This is a genomic window from Amycolatopsis sp. NBC_00345, assembly GCF_036116635.1.
In the GTDB taxonomy this organism is placed as follows: Bacteria; Actinomycetota; Actinomycetes; order Mycobacteriales; family Pseudonocardiaceae; genus Amycolatopsis.
Window position 1 is genome coordinate 9,513,619 of record NZ_CP107995.1, and the last position, 24,111, is coordinate 9,537,729.

A 24,111-nucleotide genomic window follows, 5' to 3' on the forward strand; every position below is an offset into this window, starting at 1 on the left:
GAGCACGGAAATGTCATCGGCCATCGCCCTCGCCGAGGGGGCAATAACCGACGGGTTCGACGTCGGCATCGGCGACCTGCTCGACGGGATCGCCGCCCCGGAACTCGACCTCCCCTGCCGCTCGCGTGACGCGGACCTCTGGTTCGCCGAGTCGCCCGCGGAGCTGGAGCGCGCCAAGGCGCTCTGCGCCGACTGCCCGGTCCGCGAGGCATGCCTCGCGGGTGCGCTCGCACGGCGTGAGCCGTGGGGCGTCTGGGGTGGCGAGATCTTCGAGCGCGGTGTCGTGATCGCGCGCAAGCGTCCCCGTGGGCGCCCGCGCAAGAACGCCGCTCTCGAGCCCGCCGCCGCTGCCCGGAGTGCCGCCGCATGATCGTCGAACCAGTCACCACCAGGGATTACGAAGCGCGCACCGACACTGATCGCGCGCATCCGCAGCTGAAGCAGATCAAGATTCAGGAGCCGAGCGAGATGTTGCTTTACGAAGAACTGTCCAGGGCCCGAATACGGGAGCTGGAGAACGAGTTCGAAGTACAACGCCCATGGCGTCGGGCCAGGGCCGTTCGCCGGTGGTCGCGCGTCGCCCGATGGGCGGCCGACCGCGCCGAGCGGTACCGGGACGCGAGTTGAGTTGCCGGAGGGCCGGTCCACCCGGACGGCCCTCCGGCTCTTCCAGGTATGCACGGCTTTCACCCCGGCCGCGGCCAGTTCGCGGCTGGGGTGGAGCCGTTTCCGTTCGACCCCGCTTGCGGCCGGCTGATGAAACCGTGGCCGCTCAACACCAGCCGCGGCCGCCTGCCGCGGGTGTTGAATAAAGTCATGCCCGCACACACCCATGACCACATCGACTGGGCGGACCGCCTCGCGCTCCTGCGTGCCGCCGACGCCCTCGACGCCGCCGCGATGGCCACCGTCGCCCGCCGTCTCGTCGCCGCCCTGCCTCCGCGGCCGACAGTCGTCGACGTCGGCTGCGGCGCGGGCGGCATGAGCAAACACTTCGCCCGCGAACTCGCCACTCGTTCGGGCGGCACGGTTGTCCTCGTGGACGCGACCCCGGCGTTGCTCGAAGAAGCCGAACGCGCGGTGAAAACGGAGGCCGCCGAGCACGTGGCGCCGGGCTCCACGGGAGAGCACGGACCCGTGTCCGTCGAGGTACGCGCGATCCTCGGGGACCTCGCCGACGCGGGTTTGCCGCAGACGGTGCCGCCGGCGGACCTCGTCTGGGCGTCGCACGTGGTGCATCACCTGGCGGACCAGCAGGCCGCTGTCGGGACGGTCGCGGCGGTCGCGAAGCCCGGCGGGCTCGTCGCGCTCGCCGAAGGTGGTCTCGACTTCCGTTGCCTGCCTTGGGATCTCGGCGTCGGCCGGCCGGGACTGGAGAACCGGATGCTGGCCGCGCAGGCCGAGTGGTTCATCGGGATGCGCGAGGGCATCGATGGCGCCGTCCCCATGCCGTACGGCTGGCCCATCGCCTTGGACCGGGCGGGGCTCACCGGCGTCGACTCGTTCGGGGCGCTCGTCCACCACCCGTCGCCGGGCCCGGACTCGCTCGCGGACTACGTGGTCAACCGCATCGGCCGCTTGCGTGAGTTCGCCGGCGACCACCTGACAACCGGCGACCGGGCCACGCTCGACGCCCTCCTCGACGCGACGGGCCCCCACTTCGTCGGCGCCCGCCAGGACCTCTACCTGTTCGGCGCCAAGAACGTCCACTGTGGACGCCAACCATGACGGCGCCGGAAGCCACCTGTTCCCGCTGCGGCCGCGCCCGTTCCGACGAGCGGGACTCGCTGGCTGCCCTGTCCTGGGTCTCCACCAGGGAAGACGGTCGTGAGCGCTGGCTGTGCCCGCACTGCGCGCGCGACCACGCCCGCGATATCGAGGCCAAACTCCCCGACGAATACTGGTAACCGCCGCGCGACGCCCGCTTCCGGCCACGCTTGGCGTCTGCCCGGCTGTGGTGGTGCGAGAGTCGGCTCGGCGCGTTCCGGCCGAGCTGGTACCCGGCTTGGCGCGGTCCAGCACGGACTGGCCAGGGTTTGCCGGACACGCGGCCCTTCGTGTTGTTGCCCGGTGACGCAGGGCGAATCGCCACGACCGCCGCGGGTGCGTTCGGCGTTGGCGCCACGCCGCGAGAAGCGTTCTCACGCCGCGGTCCCCACGTGGTGCACCGCGCGGACCTTCGGGCGCGGCGTGCGCGCGGCCTGTGTGTACGCGCGGATCAGTTCGCGGCCGACCTCGGCCGGATGGTCAATTAGTTGCTGGGTTGTGCAGCGAGCCAGGACGGTGCCGGTCGCCGTCAGGGCCAGGTGCGTGAAGTCGCCGACGCCGACGCCGGTCAGATAGCGCCAGGCGAGGCCGACTTCGTCCCACCACGCGTCGGCCGTGCCGATGCGGCGGCCTCGGCGGTCGCAGACGGCGACGTTCCACATCGGGGCCGGCAGGGGAGTGCTGCGGAGCACCTTCGCGGCCAGGCCGTGGGCGAAGGTGTCGCGCTCGTCGAGGCCGCGCAGGATGGTGCGGACGGTCGCCGAGCCGCGCTGGTTGCCCGCGTCCAGCTCGGCCAGCAGCTCCGCGCGGTCGGCCAGGCCCCAGTGCAGCGGCAGCGTCACCAGTTGCTCGACGGCGGACACGTCCGGCTCCCGGCGCGCGAGGTCCAGGGCCGCGCGCGCCACCGGGGCGAAGGGCAGCCCGTCGATCATCACCGGCTCGGGCATCCGGGCCGTGCGGCAGGTCAGCATGCCCGCGTCGGGCGCGAGCCGCCGGTAGTGCGGGATCAGCAGGTGGATCTGGTCGGTCAGCGGGCGGTGGACGCCGTGGGCTCGAAGCGCGTCGGCCCCCGTGATCACCGCCTCGTGGCCGTGACGGCTGATCGCCGCGTGCAGCAGCTGGCGCCGCGTCGGCGGGGTGTCGTGCAGCAGGAACACACCGGGGTACAGCCTTCGCCACGGGCCGCCGGGACCGGACAACCGCGCGGCTCTTCGCGCCGAGACCCCGACACTGCGTAGCTGCCTGCTGGTCAGCACACCGCAGACGGTGTCACTGAGTGCCAGCGGTTCTGCGCTTTCAGTAGTCGCCATACTTCGAGCATGACCGCTCGGCCATCCGGGTGGAACCGGTCACCGCAATCTGTGGACAACTCCGGCCGAGACGACCTTTCAGCGCCTCATCCTGTGGACAACTCAGCCGGCGAAACCGGGCTGCCAGCGCTCCACGATGCCCCGCGCCGGGATCTCGGCGTCGAGCTGGCAGAGGATGCCCGTGGACCCCGCGGTGACCCGGTGGATCATCAGGTACTCCGGGGGCAGGTTCAGCGAGCGGCCGACGTGGAAGTCGCTGCCGCGGGAGTCGCCGACCCGGCCCGCCTGCCGCTGCATCCAGCGGCGCGTGAAGTGGAACGTCGGCGTGGCCAGCGGCTCCGTGAACGGCGACAAGTAGGCCAGCACCTCGTCGGCGGTGAGGTCCGAGTCCCCGCGGATGAAGCGGTTCTCGCGCAGCAGGCGCATGAGGTCGTCGGACTGGCCGTCGAGGGCGAGGCGCGTCATCTCGCCGAGGTGGCGGGGGATGCCGTGGGGCAGCTTCGAGACGCCGCCGAAGTCCATCACGCACAGGCGGCCGTCGTCGGTGAGCATGAAATTGCCCGGGTGCGGGTCGGAGTGCAGCAGGTGCGCCCGCGCCGGCGACGAGTAGTGGAACTCCGTGAGCAGCCGGCCCGCGAGATTACGGGTCTCCTGGTCCGCGTCCGCGATCACCCGGGACAGCGGGATCCCGGTCACCCACTCGCTCACCACGACCTTCGGCGCGCTGGCCACGACGCGCGGGATGCGGAACGCCGGATCACCTTCGAACGCCTTCACGAAGGCTCGCTGGTGGTCGGCCTCCGCGAGGTAGTCGAGTTCCTCGTCCATCCGCTCGGCCAGCTCGGCCAGCAGCGGTTTGACATCGGTGCCGGGCACGAACGCCTGGAACAGCCTGCTGAACCGCTGCAGCTGCCGCAGGTCGCTGCGCAGGGCCTCGTCGGCGCCCGGGTACTGGACCTTGACCGCGACCTCGCGGCCGTCGTGCCAGGTCGCGCGGTGGACCTGGCCGATGCTGGCGGACGCGGCCGGCTCGTCGTCGAAGTGCGAGAACCGGCCCATCCACGACCGGCCCAGCTGCTCGGCGAGCACCCGGTGCGTCTGCCGCGCGGACATCGGCGGCGCGGCCGTCTGCAGCTTGGTCAGCGCTTCGCGGTACGGCTTGGCCATGTCGTCGGGCACCGCGGCCTCGAACACGCTCAGGGCCTGGCCGAACTTCATCGCGCCGCCCTTGAGCGTGCCCAGCACCTCGAACAGCTGCTCGGCGGCCTTCGCCGACAACGTGGCGCTGACCTGTTCCGCGCTCTGCCCCGCGAGCCGCTTCCCCCATCCGCCCACGGCGCGTCCGGCAATCCCCAGCGGGAGACTGGCCAGCTTCGCGGTGCGCGCGGCACCTCGGCGTGGCAAAGCGGATTCGCGGTCTCCTGGGCGGTCGCGGAAGTCGGTCACACTGGAGATTCTGCCTTGGTCGAGAGGGCTGCCGCAGCCTGTTGACGTTGTGTCTGTGGGCTACGTCTCCTGCAGTACGCATGGAGCGCCACAGGTGCAGTCCGGATGTGGCTCCCAGTAGCGGTGGCGCAGGCGGCCCTCGAAGGCGTCGAGCTCCAGCGTGGTGTTCCACGTCGGCGGCGGTTCGATGCTCGGCGACAGCACCCGCATCGCCTGCGCGACGGCCAGCGCGGCGCAGGACTGGACGGCCCCCAGATCGGGACGCTGGACGTACCCGACGAGCTGGCTCGCGACGCGTGGCCACGACGGGTCGAGATCGGTCCGGTGCAGGTCACCGCAGTGCAGGCAGGCACTTCGGCCGGGCACGACCAGCGGGCCGACGATGCCCGTGCCGTCGCGGACCCGGGCGACCAGGTGGGTGACGCCGCCCTCCATGAGCTCCGCGACCTCCTCCGGAGGCGGGACGACGGCGTCGGTCAGCAGGACGAGATCGGGCGCGCGCCCGCTGTGGTTGCGGGTCGTGACGACGTCCGGAGCCACGCGCGCGAGGACGTCGGCGAGCGCCCGGCGGCGGGGCAGGCCGAGCTCTGCGGCGGTGAGCCCGGAGCCGAGGTCGGACTCGGCCACCGTGCCCTTCATCCGCAGGTCGATGTGCCCGACGCCGGCGTTCGCGAGCAGGAGGGCGACCGCGACGGCCAGCCGTCCTTCGCCCCGGATGGTGACGATGCTGTGCCGCCGGCGCTCGGTCAGGGCGGTCTGGTGATGGCGGGCGCGCAGCGACCACAGGCCGGTCTCGACGCGCCGTGCGGCGTGGCCGGGGGCCTCCGTGACGAGGCCCAGCGCCGTCAGCTGCTTCAGCAGCAGCCGGAGTTGGTCACGGTGTTCGCTCTCGGCGAGCAGGATCGTCTCGAGGCCGCGTTTGCCGTCGAGCCCGCGGACGCGGTCGACGACGTTCGGCGCCAGGCCGGCCACCACCACGCCGTGGCGCGGGTCGAGGCCGATCTGGATCTCGTCGTCGCCACGTTCGAGCAGGTGAAGCCCGGGAAGCAGCGTCGGATACGCCGGGAGCAGGACGTCCGGCGGCGGGACGGTCGACAGGATCATGTCGGCCAGCTTGACACCCGCGCCGCGGCGAACCGGCTCGGAAAAGCCAGTTATCCACAGGCATGCCCAGTTGTGGACAACTCAGGGCTGTGACCTTTCGGCTCTCGGAGTTGTCGGTGGCTGGCCTTACCGTTGTCGAGTGGTCGAAGCACGGATGCCCTCGTTGCGGGGCCGGGGGGCAATGATCCCCCCATCGGACACTCCTGAACACAAGGTCGAGGTGCGGCGCAGCCAGCGCCGGCACCGCACGGTCACCGCGTACTGGAACGACGACACCCTGGTGGTGCTCATCCCGGCACGGATGACACGCGCGGAGGAGAAACACTGGGTCGCGGAGATGGAGCGCAAGCTCCAGCGCTCCGAGCCCAGGAAGGCGGCGCCGCCGAAGGCGTCGGACGAAGCGCTGCTGGCACGGTGCGCCGTGCTGGCGTCGAGGTATCTCGACGGCAAGGCGCTGCCTGCGAGCGTGCGCTGGGTGCCGCCCATGCGCACGCGCTGGGCGTCCTGCACACCGGTCGACGCCACGATCCGCGTGAGCGACCGGCTCCGGCGGGTCCCGCCGTGGGTCCTGGACTACGTCCTGGTCCACGAGCTGGCCCACCTCCGCGAGCCCGGTCACGACGCGGCGTTCTGGGCGCTGGTCAACCGCTACCCGAAGACCGAGCGGGCCATGGGCTACCTGGAAGGGCTGTCCGCGGCGGCAGGCTGGGGGATCGCTACGGACGATTGAGCTGGGTCAGGTGCTGCCGGGTTCCCTTGCCGCTGTTGTGCTTCGTGTACGCGGAGCGTGCTGGGCGGTGAGGGGCCTGGTGGCTGACGTGACTGGTGGACGCGGCGCGTGTGGTGCGGCGGGCCGGGAGAGTGCGGTGGCCACAGGGTGTGCGGCCGGGAGAGCACGGCCGACAGTGCGTGGGGCCCGCGGTGCTCGAAAGGCGTGCGCGGCTAGGAGAGTGCGGCGGCCGACAGTGCGGGGTGGCTGGAACGCGCGAAGGTTAGGAGAGCGCGGTGGCTGAGGGCGCGGTAGCTACGAGATCGTGGTGGCTGAGGGCGCGCGGTAGTTACGAGAGCGCGGCGGCTGAGGGCGCGGTAGTTACGAGGGCGCGGTAGTTACGAGGGCGCGGTAGTTACGAGGGCGCGGTGGCTGAGGGCGCGGCGGTTACGAGGGCGCGGCGGCCAGGGCGCGCAGTGGGTGCGAGCGCGAGGCGGACGGGTGTCGGCGCCGGCTCGGCTCAGCCTGAACTGACCAGGATCTGGCCAAGGCTGATCTTGGCCTCGGCTGATCTGACTTCGGCTTGGGCCGAGCTGCCCCAGATGGGGTCGGCCTGGCCTCAGTCGGCGCTGAGCTGGCTTGGGTGCGACCTGGCCTGGGCGCGACCTGGCTTGGTCCCGGCCCGGCTTGGGTTACGACCTGCCTAGATCGGGGCTTGCCCAGATCCCAGATCGGGACTGGCCTGGATCGGGGCTTGCCCAGATCCCAGATCGGGACTGACTTGGTCCCGGCCCGGGGACCGATCAGACCTACCTTGTCAGACCCGGCTTGATTGTCCTGATTGGACCGGAACCGGCCGATCCGCCGCCTGGCTGTGCAGCGAGGCGGCGGATCGGGGGTGGTCAGCTGGTCAGTTCGAGGGGTTGGTGCCCTCGTCCTTACCGGAGCCAGAGCCAGAGTCGGAAGGCCGGTCCTTGCCCGACGCGTCCGAATCCGAGGAAGCGGCATCCGAAGAAGGCGCGTCCTTCGGCGACGAGGCCGACGGGTTCGCGCGGTCGCGGGCTTCCTGTTCCTTGCGTTCCGTGCGCTCCAGCTCCGCGATCGGATCCAGATCGTCCGGGAGGGTGGTCGGGTCGGCGAGGCGGTCGGCGAAGTCCAGGGGCTCGTCGAGGTCCTCGGCGGTCGGCATGAGGTCCGGGTGGGACCAGAGGCCGTCGCGCTTGTCGATGCCGTGGCGGTCGCCCACGAGCTTCCACAGGGAAGACGCCGCGCGCATGCGGCGGGGGCGCAGCTCCAGGCCCACGAGGGTGGCGAAGGTCTGCTCGGCCGGGCCGCCCGTCGCACGGCGGCGGCGGAGCGTTTCGCGGAGGGCTTCGGCGCCCGGCAGACGGTCGCCGATCGCCTCGGCGACCACGACGTCCACCCAGCCCTCGACGAGGGCCAGCATCGTCTCCAGGCGCTTCAGCGCGGTCTGCTGCTCGGGCGTGGTCTGCGGCTCCAGCAGGCCCGAGGACATGGCCTCCTCGATGCTCGCCGGGTTGGCCGGGTCGATCTGGCCGGCCAGCGACTCGAGCGCGGAGGTGTCGACGGTGATCCCGCGGGCGAATTCCTCCACAGTGGCCAGCAGCCGCTGACGCAGCCACGGCACGTGCGCGAACAGGCGCTGGTGCGCGGCCTCACGCGCGGCGAGGAACACGAGCACCTCGCTGCTCGGCAGCTCCAGGCCCTCGGTGAACTTCTCGATGTTGGCCGGCAGCAGCGCGGACGTCGCGGCGGGGCCCAGCGGCAGGCCGACCTCCGTGGACGTCAGCACCTCCTGCGCGAGCTGCGCCAGCGCGTTGCCCAGCTGGGAGCCGAAGGCCATCCCGCCCATCTGGCCCATCATGGACAACAGCGGCCCGGCGGCCTGCTTGGCCTCCTCGGGCAGCGCCTGCATCCACGCGCCGGACACCTGCTGCGCGACCGGGTCGCAGAGCCGCTGCCACGTGGGCAGCGTCTTCTCCACCCACGCGCGCGCGGACCAAGCAACGGTGGTGGTCGCGCCCGCGGGCAGGATCGTCGCCGCGTCGAGCCACAGCTCCGCCAGATGCGCGGCGTCGCGCACAGCAGTGGAGGAGTCCCCGGAAGCGCCGGACGACGAGAATCCGATCTTGCCGTCGTCGCTGCCGCTCAGGTTCTGCAGCGCGATCTGCTTCGCCAGGTCGTAGTTGACCGGCCCGCTCGAAGTGCCCGCCTGGCTGAGCATCTGGCCCAGCTGGCTCAGCATCTGTCCGAGCTGGTTGAAGGCCTCGGGGCCGTTCGGCTGCTCCGAGGGGTCGTTGTCGCCTCGCTTGTCGGGATCGGGCGGTCCGAAACCGAACGGGGGTTTGCTCATGGGGTCCACCGTACGCGGGTCAGACCCTTCTCAGCGCGTCAACCGTGGCCTTAACCGTGAAGCGAACACGGTCACCGTACGCTGTCGCACGTGACCAAACCCGACGAGGAGACCGCGACCGAGAGCAGCCGGAGCGAGCCACCGCGGGAGCGGGCCCGCACCGAGTGGCGGATGACCCGCCGCGGCTGGACCCTGCTGGTCAGCGGCGCGTTGTTCCTGGTGTTCGTCGTTGTCGGTTTCCTGGTCCAGGTGCCGTACGTCGCGATCAGCCCGGGGCCGACCTACGACACGCTCGGTCGCGACGCCGCCGGCAACGCCGTGATCCAGGTCAACGGGAAGCAGGCCTACCCGACGACCGGCGAGCTGCGGATGACCACGGTCTCGCTGAACGACGGCATCAACCTCTTCACCGCGCTCGGCCTCTGGGCCAGCGGCCGCTACGCGCTCGCGCCGCGCGAGGAGTACTACAAGCCCGGCGAGACCAACGAACAGGTCAAGCAGGAGAACATCCAGCAGTTGCAGGATTCGCAGAGCAACGCCCAGGTCGCCGCCCTGCGCCACCTCGGTTACCCGGTGGACGTCGTCGCCAAGACGATCGTCTCCGGCAGCCCCGCCGACCACGTGCTCGCCCCCGGCGACAAGCTGGTCACCGTCAACGGCAAGCAGGTCAAGGAAGCCGCGGACGTCGCCGCGGCGCTGACCACCACCAAGCCCGGCCAGTCCGTGGCGATCTCCTTCCAGGCCGACGGCCAGCCCATCCGGACCGTGCCGATCACGCTCGCGCAGCGCTCCGACCGCACGCAGGGCTTCATGGGCCTGACCGCCTCGGACCGCGCCGTCGCGCCGTTCAACGTCGGCATCTCGCTGCAGGACGTCGGCGGCCCGTCGGCGGGCCTGATGTTCACCCTCGCGATCATCGACCGCCTCACCCCGCCGGGGAAGGCGGAGGCCGACCTCGCGGGGGGCAGGCACATCGCCGGCACCGGCGAGATCAGCGAGACGGGCGTGGTCGGGCCGATCGGCGGCATCTCGTTCAAGGTCGTTGGCGCGCGCGAGGCCGGGGCCACCGACTTCCTGGTGCCGGAGCACAACTGCGCCGAGGCCGTCTCCGCCAAGCCGGACGGGCTCAACCTGATCAAGGTGTCCACTCTGGACGACGCGCTGACCCAGCTGGAGAACCTCAAGGCCGGCCGGCCGACCACACACTGCTGAAGGAAACCGAGTGCTGACGCCCGTCCGGAACGGAACGCCTTCGTGTGAAGGCCTCCGCACCGGACGCCGCGCGCACCACGAAGACAACAGCACTCGGGCCAACGCCGGCCGCGGCACCCGCGGCCGGCGTGGCGGGCGCGATCAGGGCATCAGCGTGGTTTTGAGCGCTTCGAGCAGGTTCGGGGCGAGGTCCGGGCTTTCGACGATCTCGTCCACGGCCTCGTCGTCGCCTTCCGGGGCGTCGGGGAGCGCGCCGCGCAGGCGCATGACGCACGCGGCGTCGCCTTCACGCAGGACGGCCGCGACGAGCCGGGCTTCGGTGCGTCGCGGGTGGTCGGCCGCGGCTCGGCGCAGGCGGTCGGCGTCGGCGTCCGCCAAGCCCGGCAACTCGGCCTCGACGTCGGGCGGCAGGACGATGATCTCCTGCGCCAGCGCGCAGCCCACGACGATCTCCGGCCAGGCGATCCGGCCGAGCGACTCGGCGAGGTCGCCGTCGGGCAGCGCCTCCTGCGCGACAGGCGTCAGCGGGCTCGACCGGTCGAGCTGGCCGGCCAGCTCCGGCTGCTCGTCGAGCAGCGCCGCGGTCGGCACCAGCGCGAACAACTGCGGCGGCTGCTCCCAGCCGCCGGAGGCGACGAATTCTTCGACTTCCCGGGCCAGGCCGGCGACAGGGTTGGCGGCAGGCGGCTCACTCGGTGACATGGCGACATCGTCCCAGGCCGGTCCGCGCGCCGCCGTCGGACGCCCGGTTTGGGCGGTCCAGGGAACCAGGGACCCCATCCGTAGAGTTAGAGCGTCAGGGGACATCGCTGTCCCCGAGAACGTGTTCACGAAGACAGGAGCGTTGCCGTGGCGACTCGGCCCCCCGTGAGCCTGAAGCTGTCCCGCCGCAGCCGGATCCTCCTCATCATCGCCGCGGTGATCGTGCTGGCGCTGTTGCTGGGCGTCAGGCTGCTCGACACCTACGTCGACTGGCTGTGGTTCGGTGAGGTGGGCGCGCGGTCGGTGTTCACCACGGAGCTGCTGACCCGGATAGTCCTCTTCGTGGCGGTCGGGCTGCTGGTCGGCGGCGCGCTGGCGATCAGCCTCACCATCGCCTATCGCACGCGGCCGGTGTTCGTGCCGGTCTCGGGCGCCGACGACCCGCTGTCGCGCTACCGCTCGCTGATCGTCAGCCGCATCCGGCTGTTCGGCATCGGCATCCCGCTGATCACCGGGCTCATCGCCGGCGCGTCCGCGATGGGCGACTGGCAGCTGATCCAGCTGTTCCTCAACGGGACGCCGTTCGGCCAGACGGACCCGGAGTTCGGCCACGACATCGGCTTCTACGCCTTCGACATGCCGTTCGTGAACTGGCTGCTCGGCTGGCTGTTCATCACGATCGTCGTCTCGTTCTTCGGCGCGCTGATCGCGCACTACATCTTCGGCGGCATCCGCCTCGCCGGCCGCGGCGGCCAGCTCGCCGGCCCGACGCGCGCGCAGCTCGCCATCACCGTCGGCCTCTTCGTGCTGCTGAAGGCCGTCGACTACTTCTTCGACCGGTACAACCTGCTGTTGTCCGATCGAGACATGCCGTTGTTCAACGGCGCCACCTACACCGACCTGAACGCGGTGCTGCCGGCGAAGCTGATCCTGCTGTGCATCTCGGTGATCTGCGCCGTCGCGTTCTTCGCCGGCGCGTTCCTGCGCAACCTGCAGCTGCCGGCGATCGCGCTCGTGCTGCTGATCCTGTCGAACGTGCTCGTCGGCGTCGCGTGGCCCGCGATCCTTGACCAGTTCTCGGTGAAGCCGAACGCGAACGACAAGGAGGCCGCGTCGATCCAGCGCAACATGGACGCGACGCGGCAGTCGTTCGGGCTGAACAACGTGAAGTACGAGGACTACGCGGGCAAGACCGAGGCGAGCACCGACGCGGTGAAGTCGGACACCGGCACGGTGTCCAACATCCGGCTGCTGGACCCGAACATCCTCAGCGACACCTTCACCCAGCGCGTCGGCCGGGAGAACTTCTACGGCTTCCCGGCGAAGCTCGACATCGACCGCTACAACGTCGGCGGCACCACGCAGGACTACATCGTGGCGGCCAAGGAGATCAAGACCGACGGCCTCACCGGCAACCAGACGAGCTGGATCAACAAGCACCTCGTCTACACCCACGGCAACGGTTTCGTCGCCGCGCCGGCCAACACGATCGACCGCGCGGTCAAGGACTCGAACTCCGACGGCGGCTACCCGATCGCCACCACGAGCGACACGACGAACCCGACCGGCGCCGGCGCCAACGGCGGCCAGCCGGGCATCCAGGTCACGCAGCCGCGCATCTACTACGGCGAGCTGACCAACGACTACGCCATCGTCGGCGGCACGCCGGGCACGGCGCCGGGCGAGTACGACACCGACGCCCAGCGCGGCTACATCTACCAGGGCACGGGCGGCGTCTCGCTGGACAACTGGTTCAACCGGCTGGTCTTCTCGGCCGAGTACGGCGAGCGGAACATCCTGTTCTCCGACGCCATCGGCGCGAACTCGAAGATCATGTACAACCGCGACCCGCGTGAGCGCGTCGGCAAGGTCGCGCCGTGGCTGACGCTCGACGGCGACCCGTACCCCGCGGTGGTCGGCGGCCGGATCCAGTGGATCGTCGACGGCTACACCACGCTGAACAACTACCCGTACGCCCAGCAGACCCAGCTCGGCGAGGCCACCAACGACTCGCTGAACGGCGTCACGAAGCAGGCCAACAACTCCATCAACTACATCCGCAACTCGGTGAAAGCGACCGTCGACGCCTTCGACGGCACCGTGACGCTGTATTCCGCCGATGACAAGGACCCGGTGCTGAAAGCGTGGGAGAAGGTGTTCCCGGGGCTGGTGAAACCCAGCTCCGCCATCTCACCCGAGCTGCGCTCGCACTTCCGGTACCCGGAGGACCTGTTCAAGATCCAGCGTGAGCTGCTGGCGCGCTACCACGTGAATAGCCCGCAGGAGTTCTACGCGCAACAGGCCTTCTGGAGCGTGCCGCAGGACCCGACCGAGGACGGCAGTTCGACCACGGCCGCGGCCAACGTCGCCAACCAACCCGGCTATTACGTCCTCGCCGACGCGGCAGGGGAAGGAAAACCGACGTTCCAGCTGACCAGCGCGCTCACCGGCCTGCAACGGCAGTACCTCGCGTCCTGGATGTCGGTCTCCTCCGATCCCGGCGACTACGGGACGATCAGAGTCCTCCGGCTACCGCCGGCCAGCGGCGCCAACCAGGTCGACGGGCCCGTGCAGGTGCAGAACAGATTCCAGAGCGATCCACGGGTCGCCCAGGACAGAACGCTGCTCAACAACCCCAACGTCATCCCGATCTACGGCAACCTGATCACGTTGCCGGTGGCGGACGGGTTCCTGTACGTCGAACCGGTGTACATCCGGCAGCGCAACCAGCTGAGCTATCCACAGCTGGCCCGTGTGCTGGTGTCCTACGGCGCGAAGATCGGCTTCGCCTCGACCCTCAACGAGGCACTGGACCAGGTGTTCGGCACCGGCACCGGTGCGTCCGCGACAACCCCGCCGGCGGGCGATCCGAACCCGCCGACCACACCCACGACACCGACGTCACCGACCACGCCACCGCCGAACTCCGGCGGCAGCAACCCGGCACTCGACAAGGCCGTGGCCGACATCCAGTCGGCACTGGCCAAGCTCAAGGCCGCCCAGCAGTCCGGCAACTTCACCGACCAGGGCGCGGCCCTCGCCGCACTCGACACGGCGACCAAGGAGTACACGGCGGCCAAGCCGACCAGCGCTCCGCCGTCCAGCGCCGGCGCGAACCAGCCCGGCGGGTGACGTCGCTTACGTAAGAGGCACCTGCTTTGCGCCCGGAAACCCCCCGGGCGTAAGGTAGGTCCTACGACGCGGGGTGGAGCAGCTCGGTAGCTCGCTGGGCTCATAACCCAGAGGTCGCAGGTTCAAATCCTGTCCCCGCTACAGAGGTTGGAGGCCCGTCTTCGCGGAAAGCGCGAAGGCGGGCCTCTTTCGTATTTCTTCGGGGGTCGAACCCCCGAACCCCCGCCAAGGAGGGCTTCGCCCCCTTGGATCCCCCAATTGCCGTGGTTGAGCTGGGTGGTGAGGTGCGCTGGGTCGGGGGGCTTGGCGGTTCTGCGTCCATCTGCGACTGTCGCGGCCGAACAGGCGGGTGTGCTGTCGGGCGATTTGGTGGTGGGGGGACCGGAGGGTGCTGTGGGGTTGTGGGGGTTGGTGGTGGGGTGGGGGTGGATTGGTGCAGGTCAGTGGGTTGCTGGGGTGTTAACGGGGGGTGCCTGAAAGGGGGTTGGGCCTCGGTGTAATCTATTAACACAACGACGCGGGGTGGAGCAGCTCGGTAGCTCGCTGGGCTCATAACCCAGAGGTCGCAGGTTCAAATCCTGTCCCCGCTACAGAGGTTGGGAGGCCCTTGCTTGCGGTAAACGCAAGTGAGGGCCTCTTTCGCATTTCTACGGGGGTCGAACCCCCGAACCCCCGCCAAGAGGGGCTTCGCCCCCTTGGATCCCCCATTGCTGTGGTTGCGTGGGGTGGTGAGGTGTGGGGGGACCTTCGGTCCTTTGATCCCCCCGGTGGTGAAGTGGAATCGTTGGTGGGGGTGGGTGGGGTGTGGATTTTCGTTGTTGGGGGGCGGGGGTGGTGTGGATTCCTGGGTGGCGAGTGGGTGGGGTTCTTGTGGGCGGGAGGGTGCGCGTGCGGATTCCCTTGCAGGTCGGAGTGGGGGGTGGAATGCGCCCGTGTGGTGGTTGTGGTTGGTGGGGAGTGCTGTCCTCGGCGGGTGTCGGTTGCGGAGCGTGGTCGGGTCCACAGTGGACCTGCTTCCGGATTGGGCCGAACGAGGGGATAACACTAGCCACAATGGACAGATCCGCAGACCACTGTGGACACAGCGCCCGATAAGTGGGAACGTAGGGGTGTGTCCGAATTGAATGCAACTGCCGCCGCTCTGCTTGGTCTGCTCCACGACGGTCCCGCCACGGGCGGGCAGCTGGTCGCGGGAGCCGACGAGCGCTTCGGCGCCTTCTTCAGTGTCACCCGCAGCCAGGTCTACCGCGAGCTTCCGGCCCTGTCCAAGGAGGGCCTCGTCCGCCTCGGCAAGCAGGGCCCCCGGTCGAGCCAGCAGTACGTGCTCACCGCGGCGGGCAAGAAGGCCTTCAAGACGTGGCTCGCGTCCGAGGCCGGTCCCGACCACCTGCGCAGCCCGCTCATCCTGCGGCTCGTGCACGCCGGCTCGCTGACCATCAAGCAGCGCGCCGCCCTGCTCGAGACCGCCCGCACGAGCTACCAGCAGCAGCTCGACGACGCGAAGGTCGCGACGAAGGCGGCCGACGGCCCCTACGCCAAGGCCGTCGCCGAGTTCGCCCAGGCGCAGGCCAAGGCCGCCCTGAAGCTGCTCGACGCCATCCCTCAGGCCTGAGGCCCCACGCGGCCCACGACCGGTGCGCAACCGGTCGTGGGTTTTGCCGTAACCTTGGTAAACGTGAGTGATGAGTTCGATGCGGCGCTGAAGGACCTGACCGGCAAGCTGACGCAGATCGAGTCGGTGATGGACCTCGACGCGCTGCGCGCGCAGGTCGCCGAGCTCGAACAGCAGGCCTCCAGCCCGACCCTCTGGGACAACCCGGAGGAGGCGCAGAAGGTCACCAGCCAGCTGTCGCACCGCCAGAGCGAGCTGCGGCGCGTCTCCGACCTCCGCCAGCGCCTCGACGACCTGGCCGTGCTCTACGAGCTGTCCGAGGCCGAGGGCGACACCGCCAGCATGGCCGAGGCCGAGAGCGACCTCGTCGGCCTCACCAAGGACGTCGACGGGCTCGAGGTCCGCACGCTGCTGTCGGGCGAGTACGACGCCCGCAACGCCGTCGTCACCATCCGCTCGGAGGCCGGCGGCGTCGACGCGGCCGACTGGGCCGAGATGCTGCTCCGGATGTACCTGCGCTGGGCCGAGCGCCACGGCTACCCCACCGACGTCTACGACATCTCCTACGCCGAAGAGGCGGGGATCAAGTCGGCCACGTTCAAGGTGAGCGCCCCCTACGTCTACGGCACCCTCTCGGTCGAGCAGGGCACCCACCGGCTGGTCCGGATCTCGCCGTTCGACAACCAGAGCCGCCGCCAGACGTCGTTCGCGCACGTCGAGGTGCTGCCCGAGGTCGAAGAGGTCGACCACGTCGACATCGCGGAGAAGGACATCCGCGTCGACGTGTACCGATCGTCCGGCCCGGGTGGACAGAGCGTGAACACGACCGACTCCGCGGTGCGCATCACGCACCTGCCGACCGGCATCGTCGTCTCCTGCCAGAACGAGAAGTCGCAGCTGCAGAACAAGGCCGCCGCGCTGAAGGTCCTCCAGGCCCGGCTGATGCTGCGCAAGAAGGAAGAAGAGCGCGCCGAGATGGACGCGCTCAAGGACGGCGGCTCCAGCTGGGGCAACCAGATGCGCTCGTACGTGCTGCACCCGTACCAGATGGTCAAGGACCTGCGGACCGAGTTCGAGGTCGGCAACCCCTCGGGCGTGCTCGACGGCGACATCGACGGCTTCCTGGAGGCCGGCATCCGCTGGCGCAAGCAGGCCGGCGTCTCCTGATCTTTTTCACCGCCGGGCATTCCGGGGCAACGACGAGGGACTTCCGCTACCGCCCGGCGACGGTTTCACCACGCTTGGCGACGGCGGGGGTCCCTTGCCCGCTTTCCGGGGCACGGGCAACCAGGGCTTAACGAGGCTCATGGGTAGTATGCCGAACCGTGATCCGGCTCGAAGAGGTTTCCAAGGTCTACAAGACCTCGACCCGTCCCGCCCTCGAACGGGTGTCGGTCGAGATAGACAAGGGCGAGTTCGTTTTCCTCATCGGACCGTCGGGTTCGGGGAAGTCGACGTTCCTGCGGCTCCTGCTGCGTGAAGAGGTGCCGAGCAAGGGCCGGGTGATGGTGTCGAACTTCGACGTCGCGAAGCTGGCCCGGCGCCGGGTGCCCCGCCTGCGCCAGACGATCGGCTGCGTGTTCCAGGACTTCCGGCTGCTCGCGAACAAGACCGTGGCGGAGAACGTCGCGTTCGCGCTCGAGGTCATCGGCAAGCCGCGGCTCACCATCAAGAAGGTGGTGCCCGAGGTGCTGGAGCTCGTCGGCCTCGACGGCAAGGCCGACCGGCTGCCCAACGAGCTGTCCGGCGGTGAGCAGCAGCGCGTGGCCATCGCGCGCGCGTTCGTGAACCGCCCGCTGGTGCTGCTCGCCGACGAGCCCACCGGGAACCTGGACCCCGACACCAGCCAGGACATCATGCTGCTGCTGGAGCGCATCAACCGCACGGGGACCACCGTGCTCATGGCCACCCACGATCACTCCATCGTGGACTCGATGCGGCGCCGGGTCGTCGAGCTGCAGCTCGGCCAAGTGATCCGTGACGACGCCCGCGGGGTGTACGGCATCGGTCGCTGACCGAAGCCGTCCGCCCACCCCGAACGCCCCGAAACCGACAAGGGACATACACCTGCGATGCGTGCCAGTTTCGTCTTCAGCGAGGTCCTCACCGGTTTGCGCCGGAACGTCACGATGACCATCGCGATGATCCTCACCACGGCGGTCTCCCTCGCCATGCTCGGCGGTGGCCTGCTCGCCGTGCGCACGATCGACAAGATGAAGGCGAACTTCCTCGCCGAGGTCGAGATCTCCATCAGCCTGGTCGACGACATCAGCGCCAACGACAAGAGCTGCCAGCAGGCGCTCTGCAGCGGGCTGCGCCAGTCGCTGCAGAACAACCCCGGCGTCGAGTCGGTGGTGTTCGAGAACCGCGACCAGGCCTACGACCGGTTCAAGAAGATCTTCGCGAGCCAGCCGGAGCTGCTGGAGCTGACCGGGCCGGAGGCGCTGCCGGCGTCGCTGCAGGTCAAGCTCAAGGACCCGGACCGCTCCGACGCGATCATCAAGCAGTACACCGGCCAGCCCGGCGTGCGGAAGGTCGACGACCAGAAGAAGTTCCTCGACCGCGTGTTCAACGTCTTCAACGGCGTGCGGAACATCGCGTTCGTGATGGCGCTGATCATGGCCGTCGCCGCGCTGCTGCTGATCGCGAACACCATCCAGGTCTCCGCGTTCACCCGGCGCACGGAGGTCGGCATCATGCGGCTGGTGGGCGCGACACGGTGGTACACGCAGCTGCCGTTCCTGCTGGAGGCGGTGGTCGCCGGCGTGGTCGGTGCGGTGCTCGGGACGGTGTTCCTCATCCTGACCAAGGTGTCGTTCCTCGACACCGTGTTCACCGGCGAGGTGTTCCCGCAGATCACCACGCTGGAGCTGCTGTTCCCGGTCGCGCCGATACTGCTCGCGGTCTCGGTGGTCATCTCGGCGATCACCGGCTACGTCACGCTCCGTCTGTACGTCCGCCACTAGCCGCTGGTTAACCACCTGCTCGGGGCCCGGAAATCACGTAGAGTTGTCATCATGCCCAAGGAACGTGGTCAGAAGGTCATCGCGTCGAACCGCAAGGCTCGGCACGACTACTCCATCCTGGACACCTACGAAGCAGGACTGGTGCTCCAGGGCACGGAGGTGAAGAGCCTTCGGGAGGGCAAGGCCTCGCTCGCCGACGCGTTCGCGACCGTCGACGACGGCGAGGTGTGGCTGCGCAACGTGCACATCCCGGAGTACACGCAGGGCACGTGGACCAACCACACGCCGCGGCGCACGCGCAAGCTGCTGCTGCACCGCGGTGAGATCGAGAAGCTGATCGGCAAGACCAAGGAGAGCGGGCTCTCCCTGGTGCCGCTGTCGATGTACTTCAAGGACGGCAAGGTCAAGGTCGAGATCGCGCTGGCCAAGGGCAAGAAGGCCTACGACAAGCGGCAGACGCTGGCCAAGCGCGACGCCGAGCGCGACATCAGCAAGGCCATGGGCCGGGCGCTGAAGGGCCGGTTCACGGAGTGACGGCGGGTCCGGCGTCGGACGCCGACGTCACGCGATGGACGGCGTCCCTCGGCCTCGACGGGCTGGTCGACCTGCACGTGCACTTCCTGCCGAAGTCCGTGATGGACAAGGTGTGGGCGTACTTCGACCGCGCGCCCGAGCACTACGGCACCGAGTGGCCGGTGTTCTACCGCACCGAGGAGAAGGAGCGGCTGGAGACGCTGCGGTCGCTGGGCGTCAAGCAGTTCGCACCGCTGGTGTACCCGCACAAGCCGGGCATGGCCGAGTGGCTGACCTCGTGGGCCGGTGAGTTCGCGGACCAGGTGCCCGAGGCCGTGCGCACCGGCACGTTCTTCCCCGAGCCGTCGGCCGCGTCCTCTGTGGACGCGGCGCTGCGGGCGGGCGCGCGCTGCTTCAAGGCCCACGTGCAGATCGGCAGGTACGACCCGCGTGACGAGCTGCTGACCCCGGTCTGGGGCGCGCTGGCCGACGCGGGCGTGCCGGTGGTCGTCCACTGTGGACACGGTCCGCTGCGCGGTGACTTCACCGGGCTGCAGGTCTTCGGTGAGGTGCTGGCGAAACACCCGGATCTGACGGCCGTGCTCGCCCACGCCGCGATGCCCGAGTTCACCACCGCGTTCGAGCTGATGGACCGCTACCCACGGGTGCACATCGACACCACGATGGTCGGGGTGCCGTTTGTGGCGAAGATGTCGCCGCTGCCGCCGGACTGGACGGCGCGGCTGGCGGGCGTCGCCGACCGGGTGGTGCTCGGCACGGATTTCCCGAACATCCCGTACTCCTACGCCACCCAGCTGCAGGCGATCGCCGGCTGGGCCGCCGACGACCGCCTGGGCGAGCCGTTCCTGCGGGCGGTACTGCACGACACTCCCGCTCGGCTGCTCAAGGCCTAGACGCCAGAGAGCCTCCGACCGGAGCGGGCCCTGGAACGGACCGCGCTCCGGCCGGAGGCTCACCCCCAGGCCCCCTAGACCTTCTTGAGCTGCGCGGTCTCCGCGACCGCGACGGCCCGGCCGAGGAAACGCGTCACCGGCACCTGGCGGCCAGCCAGCACGAACCCGGCGGCGGTGAGCACGACCCACGGCACCGGGCCGTGGGCCAGGCCCGCGCTCAGCGGCTGGAAGCCGTGGGCGGCCAGCCCCAGCAGGCCACCCGAGGCGAGCAGGCCCGCCAGCACCAGCTGCGGCGTGCGGGCGGTGACGAGCACGCTCTCCCGCTGCATCTCGAAGCGGGCGAACAGGCGCAGCAGGCCCACCAGCACCGCGGCGCAGGCGCCGTACCACATCGGCACCATCACGAGCCACAACAGCGTGCCCGGCGCCGGCGTCGCGTAACCCAGGCCGTAGACGGTGATGCCGGAGACGACGATCAGCGCCGGCATGTGCCACAGGTACACGCTCATGAACCGCGCCCCGATCCAGCTCAGCGCGGCGCCGAAGCGCGGCTTCGCGGCCAGCGCGTTGAGCTGCGGCCGGAACGCCAGCAGCAGGCCGATCTGGCCGACGGCGAGGAACGCGAGCAGCACGGTCGGCGGGCTCATGTTGGACACCGGCGCGCCCGGCATGCCGATCATGCTGGCCGGGTACGGGCCGAACGCGACCATCAGCGCGGTGACGCCGAAGCCGGCGGCGGACAGGCCCAGCGCGGCGCGGCGGCTCAGCTCGCCCAGCTTGCCTTCGACGTAGTGGAAGCCCAGCTGGTGCACGGCGACCCAGACGAACACGGCGTTGACGTAGCCGATCATCCCCAGGTCGTTGAAGCGGGCGACGTCGACGAGCACTCCGGCGGCGGCCATCACGAACGGCACCTTCAGGCCCCAGCGCCGGTGCGCGGCGACCATCAGCGGCGTGACCAGCACGGTGAGCAGGTAGACCGACAGGAACCACAGCAGCTGTGCGGCGATCGAGCCGGCGATCTGCAGGGGTTGCGGGGGAATGCCCATGCCCTGCAAGAGATCCGGCACCACCAGCCACACGGCCACCAGCGGCAGCACCGGCACGAGCAGCCGCCGGATGCGCCCGGCCAGCCAAGCACGTGCGGACGGGGCGCGGCGCAGGGAGATCAGGTTCGCGGCGCCACCAGCGAAGAAGACCAGCGGCATCACCTGGGAAAGCCAGGTCACGGCCCACCAGCCGGGCGTCGCGAGCGCGTTCCCGGTCGCGAGTTGACCGTCGGAGTAGGACAGCACCGGCATCACCCAGTGCTGGGTGATCACGGCCAGGATCGCGCCCGCCCGGACCACGTCGAGGAACTTGTCCCGGCCGCCTTTCGCGGCGGGTGTGCTGACCGGCAGCTGGCTCGTCGTCATGCGTAAAGCCTGGCGGGAACGGACTTCCGGAACAGCGGTGCTGACCGCCGTTTTCGTGCTCCGGCCAGCTGGGGGTCGATACGGGGGTTGTCCCTACCTCAGCCCGTCCGGCTCCGGCTCGGCTTCGCTGTGCGACGACGTGCGCACGCGGTACTCCCAGCCGTTTTCGGTCATGCCGAGCTCGTACAGCGTCTCGATCTTCGGCCCGCCGTGGAGGTGGATGTGCCGGACGACGGTGCCGGGCGCGGGCTCGGCGTCGGTGAGCTCCTGGACGCGGCCGTCGAGCGGGCCGCCGAAGAAGCGGACGCTGCGGTCGGTCATCGGGCGCTCCTCACTCGGCATCGGTCCATGGTAGGCGAGGCCGGTGGGCGGATGCTGCCGTGGAAACGGGTGAGGAATTCTCACCCAGAGCGACGAAAGGTCAGCGGCCGAGATAGGTGAGCACGGCCCGGACGCGCCGGTGCTCCTCCGAACTGGCCTCCAGGCCGAGCTTGGCGAAGATGTTGCCGATGTGCTTTTCCACGGCGCCATGTGACACCACGAGGGAGTTCGCGATGGCGGTGTTCGACAGGCCTTGGGCCATCAGGCCGAGCACCTCGGACTCGCGCGCGGTCAGCGCGTCGAGCGGGTTGCGGCGGCCGCGGGCCATCAGCTGGGCGATCACGTCGGGGTCGATCGCCGTGCCGCCGCCGGCGACGCGGCGCACCGCGTCGAGGAACTCCGCGACGTCGGCGACGCGCTCCTTCAGCAGGTAGCCGACCCCGCCGGCGCCGCCGGAGAGCAGCTCCACCGCGTAGCTCTCCTCGACGTACTGCGAGAGCACCAGCACCGGCAGGCCGGGCACGGCCTTCCGGGCGGACAGCGCGGCGCGCAGGCCTTCGTCGGTGAACGTCGGCGGCATCCGCACGTCGACGATCGCCAGGTCGGGGCGGTGCTCGGTGATCGCGCCGAGCAGCTCGTCACCGTTGTCGACGGCGGCGACGGTCTCGATGCCCTCGTCGGCGAGCAGGCGCGTGACCCCGGCTCGCAACAGCACCGCGTCTTCGGCGATCACTACCCGCATCAGGCCCCCAGGCTCGTGAGTGAAAAGCTCCGGGGCTATTCACTCACGAGCCGGTCACCACTGGCACGGCAGGTCGGCGCGGATGACCGTCGGGCCGCCGACGGGGCTCACCACCGTGATGACGCCGTCGATCGTCGCCGCGCGGTCCGCCAGCCCGGCCAGGCCGCCGCCGGGGCGCACCTCCGCGCCGCCGTGGCCGTTGTCGGTGATCTCGACGATGACGTGCGTGTCGCTGCGCCAGACCTTCACGATCGCCTCGCTGGCGCCGGAGTGCTTGGCGATGTTGGTGAGCGTCTCGCCGACGATGAAGTACGCCGTGGTCTCGACCGCGGCCGGCGGGCGTGGCTCCACGTCCACGCTCACGTCCACCGGGATCGGGGACTTCGCCGCCTGCGCCGAGAGCGCCGCGTCGAGGCCGCGGTCGCCCAGCACGGCGGGGTAGATGCCGCGGGCCAGGTCGCGCAGCTCCGAGACGGCCAGCTTGGCGTCCGAGTGCGCCTCGTTGATCAGGTCGCGCACGGCGTCCGGGTCGTTGTCGAACTTCGACTTCGCGCGGCCGAGGCTCATCGCGACGGCGACCAGCCGCTGCTGCGCGCCGTCGTGCAGGTCGCGCTCGATCCGCCGGCGCTCGGCCTCGGCGGCGTCCACGCCGCGGGCCCGTGACGCCTGCAGGTGCTCGGCCTTCTCTTCCAGCTTCTTCGTGCGGTTCGGGCCCAGCAGCGACATCGCGAGGTTGCCGTGCAGCCAGCCGAGCCACGGCGTCACCCAGATCGCCATCGGCAGCAGCACGATGGACGCGATGGCCACCGGCAGCTCCGCGACCGCCATCGGGAACGCGATCATCAGGTACGCCAGGTCACGCCAGGTCGTCGGGTCCGTGAGGCGGGTGAGCCAGCGGCGGGTGAGGGACTGGCCCTCGAGCGACAGGCGTTCCACCGACGTCAGCGGCGTGCGCAGCATCTTGCGGGCCCAGCGCCGTTCCATGTCGCCCGACCAGCGGACGAACGCGGTGGTGGCGAGCAGGATCGGGAAGCCGACCCAGACCACCACCGTGCCGACGCCGACCACCGCGCCCACGACGATGAGGATGAACTGCACCAGCCGGAGCACGAAGCTGAGGAGCATGTAGACGATCGTGCGGGCCGGGTTGGGCCGCGGATGCTCTGGCCGCAGCTGCTGCTCCGTGGTCATCCGGTCACCGTGCTCATTCCGTCGATCGCGTTCCAGGAGCGCTCCATGCGGTGGCGCTGGGCGACGGTCGGCCGCAGCATGGCCACGGCGAAGCCGGCGTGCAGCCTGGCCAGCCCCCTGGTCAGCGCCACGGACAGCGCGGCGAACAGCACCCCCAGCGCCGCCCACGGCAGCGCGGCCACCGTCGAGTCGACGATGATCCAGCGCACATCGTAGCTCGGGAAGAAGTAGGCGCCGTCGGGAAGGAATCGGTAGTACACGGGCAGCGCGATCAGGCCGAGGCTCGTCGTCCAGAACGTCACGACCAGCACGAACTCGATCAGGCCGACCGGGAACAGCAGGAAGAGGTACGCGAGGTCGCGCCAGGTGGCCCGGTCCTTCACCCGGGTGACCCAGCGGGCGCGCCCGCCCTCCGGCAGCGGCAGGTACGGCACGTCGACGAACGTGTCGAGCAGGGAGAACACGCGGGCCCGCTCGAGCCGCGCCGCGCCGCGCGCCAGCAGCACGAGCAGGGCGAGCAGCGGAACACCCAGCCAGACCACGACCGTCCCGACCCCCGCCGAGAACAGCGTGACGATCACCGTGAACGACACGATCCCCAGCGGCAGGTTGAGCAGCAGGAACGCCAGGCCCCCACCCAACGGCGGGTTCCGGCGCCTCCCGGTTGAAACGGTGACCATG

At 70.0% G+C, this 24,111-nt stretch carries 23 protein-coding genes and 2 tRNA genes; 15 read left to right on the plus strand and 10 right to left on the minus strand.

Annotated features, from left to right (window positions below; all coding sequences use genetic code 11):
* Nucleotides 1-10 precede the first annotated feature (10 nt).
* The 4 genes from OG943_RS43430 to OG943_RS43445 all read left to right on the plus strand — a co-directional run bounded on the left by OG943_RS43430 (nt 11) and on the right by OG943_RS43445 (nt 1,907).
* Nucleotides 11-370 (plus strand): WhiB family transcriptional regulator, encoded by a 360-nt coding sequence (locus tag OG943_RS43430; RefSeq protein WP_328606684.1) that lies wholly within the window; start codon nt 11-13, stop codon nt 368-370.
* Nucleotides 367-627, plus strand: coding sequence for a hypothetical protein (locus OG943_RS43435; RefSeq protein ID WP_328606685.1), 261 nt, complete (start codon nt 367-369; stop codon nt 625-627). Before OG943_RS43430 ends, OG943_RS43435 begins: the two co-directional genes overlap by 4 nt.
* Before the next feature lie 189 nt (nt 628-816).
* Nucleotides 817-1,728 (plus strand): class I SAM-dependent methyltransferase, encoded by a 912-nt coding sequence (locus tag OG943_RS43440; protein WP_328606686.1) that lies wholly within the window; start codon nt 817-819, stop codon nt 1,726-1,728.
* A complete protein-coding gene (locus OG943_RS43445) occupies nt 1,725-1,907 on the plus strand; it encodes a hypothetical protein (RefSeq protein WP_328606687.1) in 183 nt (60 codons plus the stop codon). Before OG943_RS43440 ends, OG943_RS43445 begins: the two co-directional genes overlap by 4 nt.
* Nucleotides 1,908-2,141: 234 nt before the next feature.
* Here the strand turns inward: OG943_RS43445 and OG943_RS43450 are convergent, their stop codons facing one another.
* The 3 genes from OG943_RS43450 to OG943_RS43460 all read right to left on the minus strand — a co-directional run bounded on the left by OG943_RS43450 (nt 2,142) and on the right by OG943_RS43460 (nt 5,627).
* Nucleotides 2,142-2,924 carry a hypothetical protein gene (locus OG943_RS43450; protein ID WP_442874654.1) on the minus strand — a complete coding sequence of 261 codons (783 nt, stop codon included), beginning with the start codon at nt 2,922-2,924 and terminating at the stop codon, nt 2,142-2,144.
* A gap of 255 nt (nt 2,925-3,179) precedes the next feature.
* Nucleotides 3,180-4,523 (minus strand): ABC1 kinase family protein, encoded by a 1,344-nt coding sequence (locus tag OG943_RS43455; RefSeq protein ID WP_328606689.1) that lies wholly within the window; start codon nt 4,521-4,523, stop codon nt 3,180-3,182.
* 60 nt (nt 4,524-4,583) lie between these two features.
* Nucleotides 4,584-5,627, minus strand: a complete 1,044-nt coding sequence (locus OG943_RS43460; RefSeq protein WP_328606690.1) for a hypothetical protein — start codon at nt 5,625-5,627, stop codon at nt 4,584-4,586.
* Between the two features lie 181 nt (nt 5,628-5,808).
* On the opposite strand from OG943_RS43460, the gene OG943_RS43465 reads away from it, so the two are divergent.
* Nucleotides 5,809-6,357 carry a M48 metallopeptidase family protein gene (locus tag OG943_RS43465; RefSeq protein WP_328606691.1) on the plus strand — a complete coding sequence of 183 codons (549 nt, stop codon included), beginning with the start codon at nt 5,809-5,811 and terminating at the stop codon, nt 6,355-6,357.
* An 889-nt stretch (nt 6,358-7,246) separates the two neighbouring features.
* On the opposite strand, the gene OG943_RS43470 is transcribed toward OG943_RS43465, so the two are convergent.
* Nucleotides 7,247-8,710, minus strand: coding sequence for a zinc-dependent metalloprotease (locus OG943_RS43470; protein ID WP_328606692.1), 1,464 nt, complete (start codon nt 8,708-8,710; stop codon nt 7,247-7,249).
* Between the two features lie 192 nt (nt 8,711-8,902).
* On the opposite strand from OG943_RS43470, the gene OG943_RS43475 reads away from it, so the two are divergent.
* Nucleotides 8,903-9,922, plus strand: coding sequence for a YlbL family protein (locus tag OG943_RS43475; protein WP_442874845.1), 1,020 nt, complete (start codon nt 8,903-8,905; stop codon nt 9,920-9,922).
* A gap of 141 nt (nt 9,923-10,063) precedes the next feature.
* Here OG943_RS43475 and OG943_RS43480 read toward each other — a convergent pair whose 3' ends face one another.
* Nucleotides 10,064-10,624 (minus strand): PPA1309 family protein, encoded by a 561-nt coding sequence (locus tag OG943_RS43480; protein ID WP_328606694.1) that lies wholly within the window; start codon nt 10,622-10,624, stop codon nt 10,064-10,066.
* A gap of 165 nt (nt 10,625-10,789) precedes the next feature.
* Between OG943_RS43480 and OG943_RS43485 the strand changes: the two genes are divergently transcribed.
* The 9 genes from OG943_RS43485 (at nt 10,790) to OG943_RS43525 (ending at nt 19,761) form a co-directional block, all read left to right on the plus strand.
* Nucleotides 10,790-13,756 (plus strand): UPF0182 family protein, encoded by a 2,967-nt coding sequence (locus OG943_RS43485; protein ID WP_328612331.1) that lies wholly within the window; start codon nt 10,790-10,792, stop codon nt 13,754-13,756.
* 67 nt (nt 13,757-13,823) lie between these two features.
* Nucleotides 13,824-13,897 (plus strand) — tRNA-Met (locus tag OG943_RS43490).
* Nucleotides 13,898-14,272: 375 nt separating this feature from the next.
* A tRNA-Met gene (locus tag OG943_RS43495) sits at nt 14,273-14,346 on the plus strand.
* A 521-nt stretch (nt 14,347-14,867) separates the two neighbouring features.
* Nucleotides 14,868-15,368 carry a PadR family transcriptional regulator gene (locus OG943_RS43500; RefSeq protein WP_328606695.1) on the plus strand — a complete coding sequence of 167 codons (501 nt, stop codon included), beginning with the start codon at nt 14,868-14,870 and terminating at the stop codon, nt 15,366-15,368.
* 63 nt (nt 15,369-15,431) lie between these two features.
* Complete coding sequence (gene prfB / locus OG943_RS43505; RefSeq protein WP_328606696.1) at nt 15,432-16,535, plus strand: peptide chain release factor 2; 1,104 nt, start codon at nt 15,432-15,434, stop codon at nt 16,533-16,535.
* Between the two features lie 158 nt (nt 16,536-16,693).
* The gene (gene ftsE / locus OG943_RS43510) at nt 16,694-17,383 is read left to right on the plus strand and encodes a cell division ATP-binding protein FtsE (protein WP_328606697.1); all 690 of its coding nucleotides are present in this window, start codon (nt 16,694-16,696) and stop codon (nt 17,381-17,383) included.
* 57 nt (nt 17,384-17,440) lie between these two features.
* Nucleotides 17,441-18,334, plus strand: coding sequence for a permease-like cell division protein FtsX (gene ftsX, locus OG943_RS43515; RefSeq protein ID WP_315662018.1), 894 nt, complete (start codon nt 17,441-17,443; stop codon nt 18,332-18,334).
* 51 nt (nt 18,335-18,385) lie between these two features.
* Nucleotides 18,386-18,868, plus strand: coding sequence for an SsrA-binding protein SmpB (gene smpB / locus OG943_RS43520; protein WP_220246577.1), 483 nt, complete (start codon nt 18,386-18,388; stop codon nt 18,866-18,868).
* Nucleotides 18,865-19,761 carry an amidohydrolase family protein gene (locus OG943_RS43525; RefSeq protein WP_328606698.1) on the plus strand — a complete coding sequence of 299 codons (897 nt, stop codon included), beginning with the start codon at nt 18,865-18,867 and terminating at the stop codon, nt 19,759-19,761. The genes smpB and OG943_RS43525 overlap by 4 nt, the downstream gene beginning before the upstream one ends.
* A gap of 74 nt (nt 19,762-19,835) precedes the next feature.
* Here OG943_RS43525 and OG943_RS43530 read toward each other — a convergent pair whose 3' ends face one another.
* The 5 genes from OG943_RS43530 to OG943_RS43550 form a co-directional block, all read right to left on the minus strand.
* Nucleotides 19,836-21,176: an acyltransferase family protein gene (locus OG943_RS43530; RefSeq protein ID WP_328606699.1), complete on the minus strand. Its 1,341-nt coding sequence runs from the start codon at nt 21,174-21,176 to the stop codon at nt 19,836-19,838.
* Nucleotides 21,177-21,269: 93 nt separating this feature from the next.
* On the minus strand, nt 21,270-21,497 hold the full coding sequence (locus tag OG943_RS43535; protein WP_328606700.1) for a hypothetical protein: 228 nt from the start codon (nt 21,495-21,497) through the stop codon (nt 21,270-21,272).
* 100 nt (nt 21,498-21,597) lie between these two features.
* A complete protein-coding gene (locus OG943_RS43540) occupies nt 21,598-22,239 on the minus strand; it encodes a response regulator transcription factor (protein ID WP_328606701.1) in 642 nt (213 codons plus the stop codon).
* Between the two features lie 54 nt (nt 22,240-22,293).
* Nucleotides 22,294-23,430 (minus strand): sensor histidine kinase, encoded by a 1,137-nt coding sequence (locus OG943_RS43545; RefSeq protein ID WP_328606702.1) that lies wholly within the window; start codon nt 23,428-23,430, stop codon nt 22,294-22,296.
* A complete protein-coding gene (locus OG943_RS43550; RefSeq protein WP_328606703.1) occupies nt 23,427-24,110 on the minus strand; it encodes a sensor domain-containing protein in 684 nt (227 codons plus the stop codon). Before OG943_RS43550 ends, OG943_RS43545 begins: the two co-directional genes overlap by 4 nt.
* Nucleotide 24,111 lies beyond the last annotated feature (1 nt).

What these genes read in the sequence shown, in the direction of transcription:
- smpB (WP_220246577.1), top strand. Translation starts at nt 18,386, where the DNA reads ATGCCCAAGGAACGTGGTCAGAAGGTCATCGCGTCGAACCGCAAGGCT.
- OG943_RS43540 (WP_328606701.1), bottom strand. Translation starts at nt 22,239, where the DNA reads ATGCGGGTAGTGATCGCCGAAGACGCGGTGCTGTTGCGAGCCGGGGTC.
- OG943_RS43440 (WP_328606686.1), top strand. Translation starts at nt 817, where the DNA reads ATGCCCGCACACACCCATGACCACATCGACTGGGCGGACCGCCTCGCG.
- OG943_RS43465 (WP_328606691.1), top strand. Translation starts at nt 5,809, where the DNA reads ATGATCCCCCCATCGGACACTCCTGAACACAAGGTCGAGGTGCGGCGC.
- OG943_RS43435 (WP_328606685.1), top strand. Translation starts at nt 367, where the DNA reads ATGATCGTCGAACCAGTCACCACCAGGGATTACGAAGCGCGCACCGAC.
- OG943_RS43535 (WP_328606700.1), bottom strand. Translation starts at nt 21,497, where the DNA reads ATGACCGACCGCAGCGTCCGCTTCTTCGGCGGCCCGCTCGACGGCCGC.
- OG943_RS43530 (WP_328606699.1), bottom strand. Translation starts at nt 21,176, where the DNA reads ATGACGACGAGCCAGCTGCCGGTCAGCACACCCGCCGCGAAAGGCGGC.
- OG943_RS43460 (WP_328606690.1), bottom strand. Translation starts at nt 5,627, where the DNA reads ATGATCCTGTCGACCGTCCCGCCGCCGGACGTCCTGCTCCCGGCGTAT.
- OG943_RS43545 (WP_328606702.1), bottom strand. Translation starts at nt 23,430, where the DNA reads ATGACCACGGAGCAGCAGCTGCGGCCAGAGCATCCGCGGCCCAACCCG.
- OG943_RS43480 (WP_328606694.1), bottom strand. Translation starts at nt 10,624, where the DNA reads ATGTCACCGAGTGAGCCGCCTGCCGCCAACCCTGTCGCCGGCCTGGCC.
- ftsX (WP_315662018.1), top strand. Translation starts at nt 17,441, where the DNA reads ATGCGTGCCAGTTTCGTCTTCAGCGAGGTCCTCACCGGTTTGCGCCGG.
- OG943_RS43470 (WP_328606692.1), bottom strand. Translation starts at nt 8,710, where the DNA reads ATGAGCAAACCCCCGTTCGGTTTCGGACCGCCCGATCCCGACAAGCGA.
- OG943_RS43550 (WP_328606703.1), bottom strand. Translation starts at nt 24,110, where the DNA reads ATGGTCACCGTTTCAACCGGGAGGCGCCGGAACCCGCCGTTGGGTGGG.
- OG943_RS43445 (WP_328606687.1), top strand. Translation starts at nt 1,725, where the DNA reads ATGACGGCGCCGGAAGCCACCTGTTCCCGCTGCGGCCGCGCCCGTTCC.
- OG943_RS43430 (WP_328606684.1), top strand. Translation starts at nt 11, where the DNA reads ATGTCATCGGCCATCGCCCTCGCCGAGGGGGCAATAACCGACGGGTTC.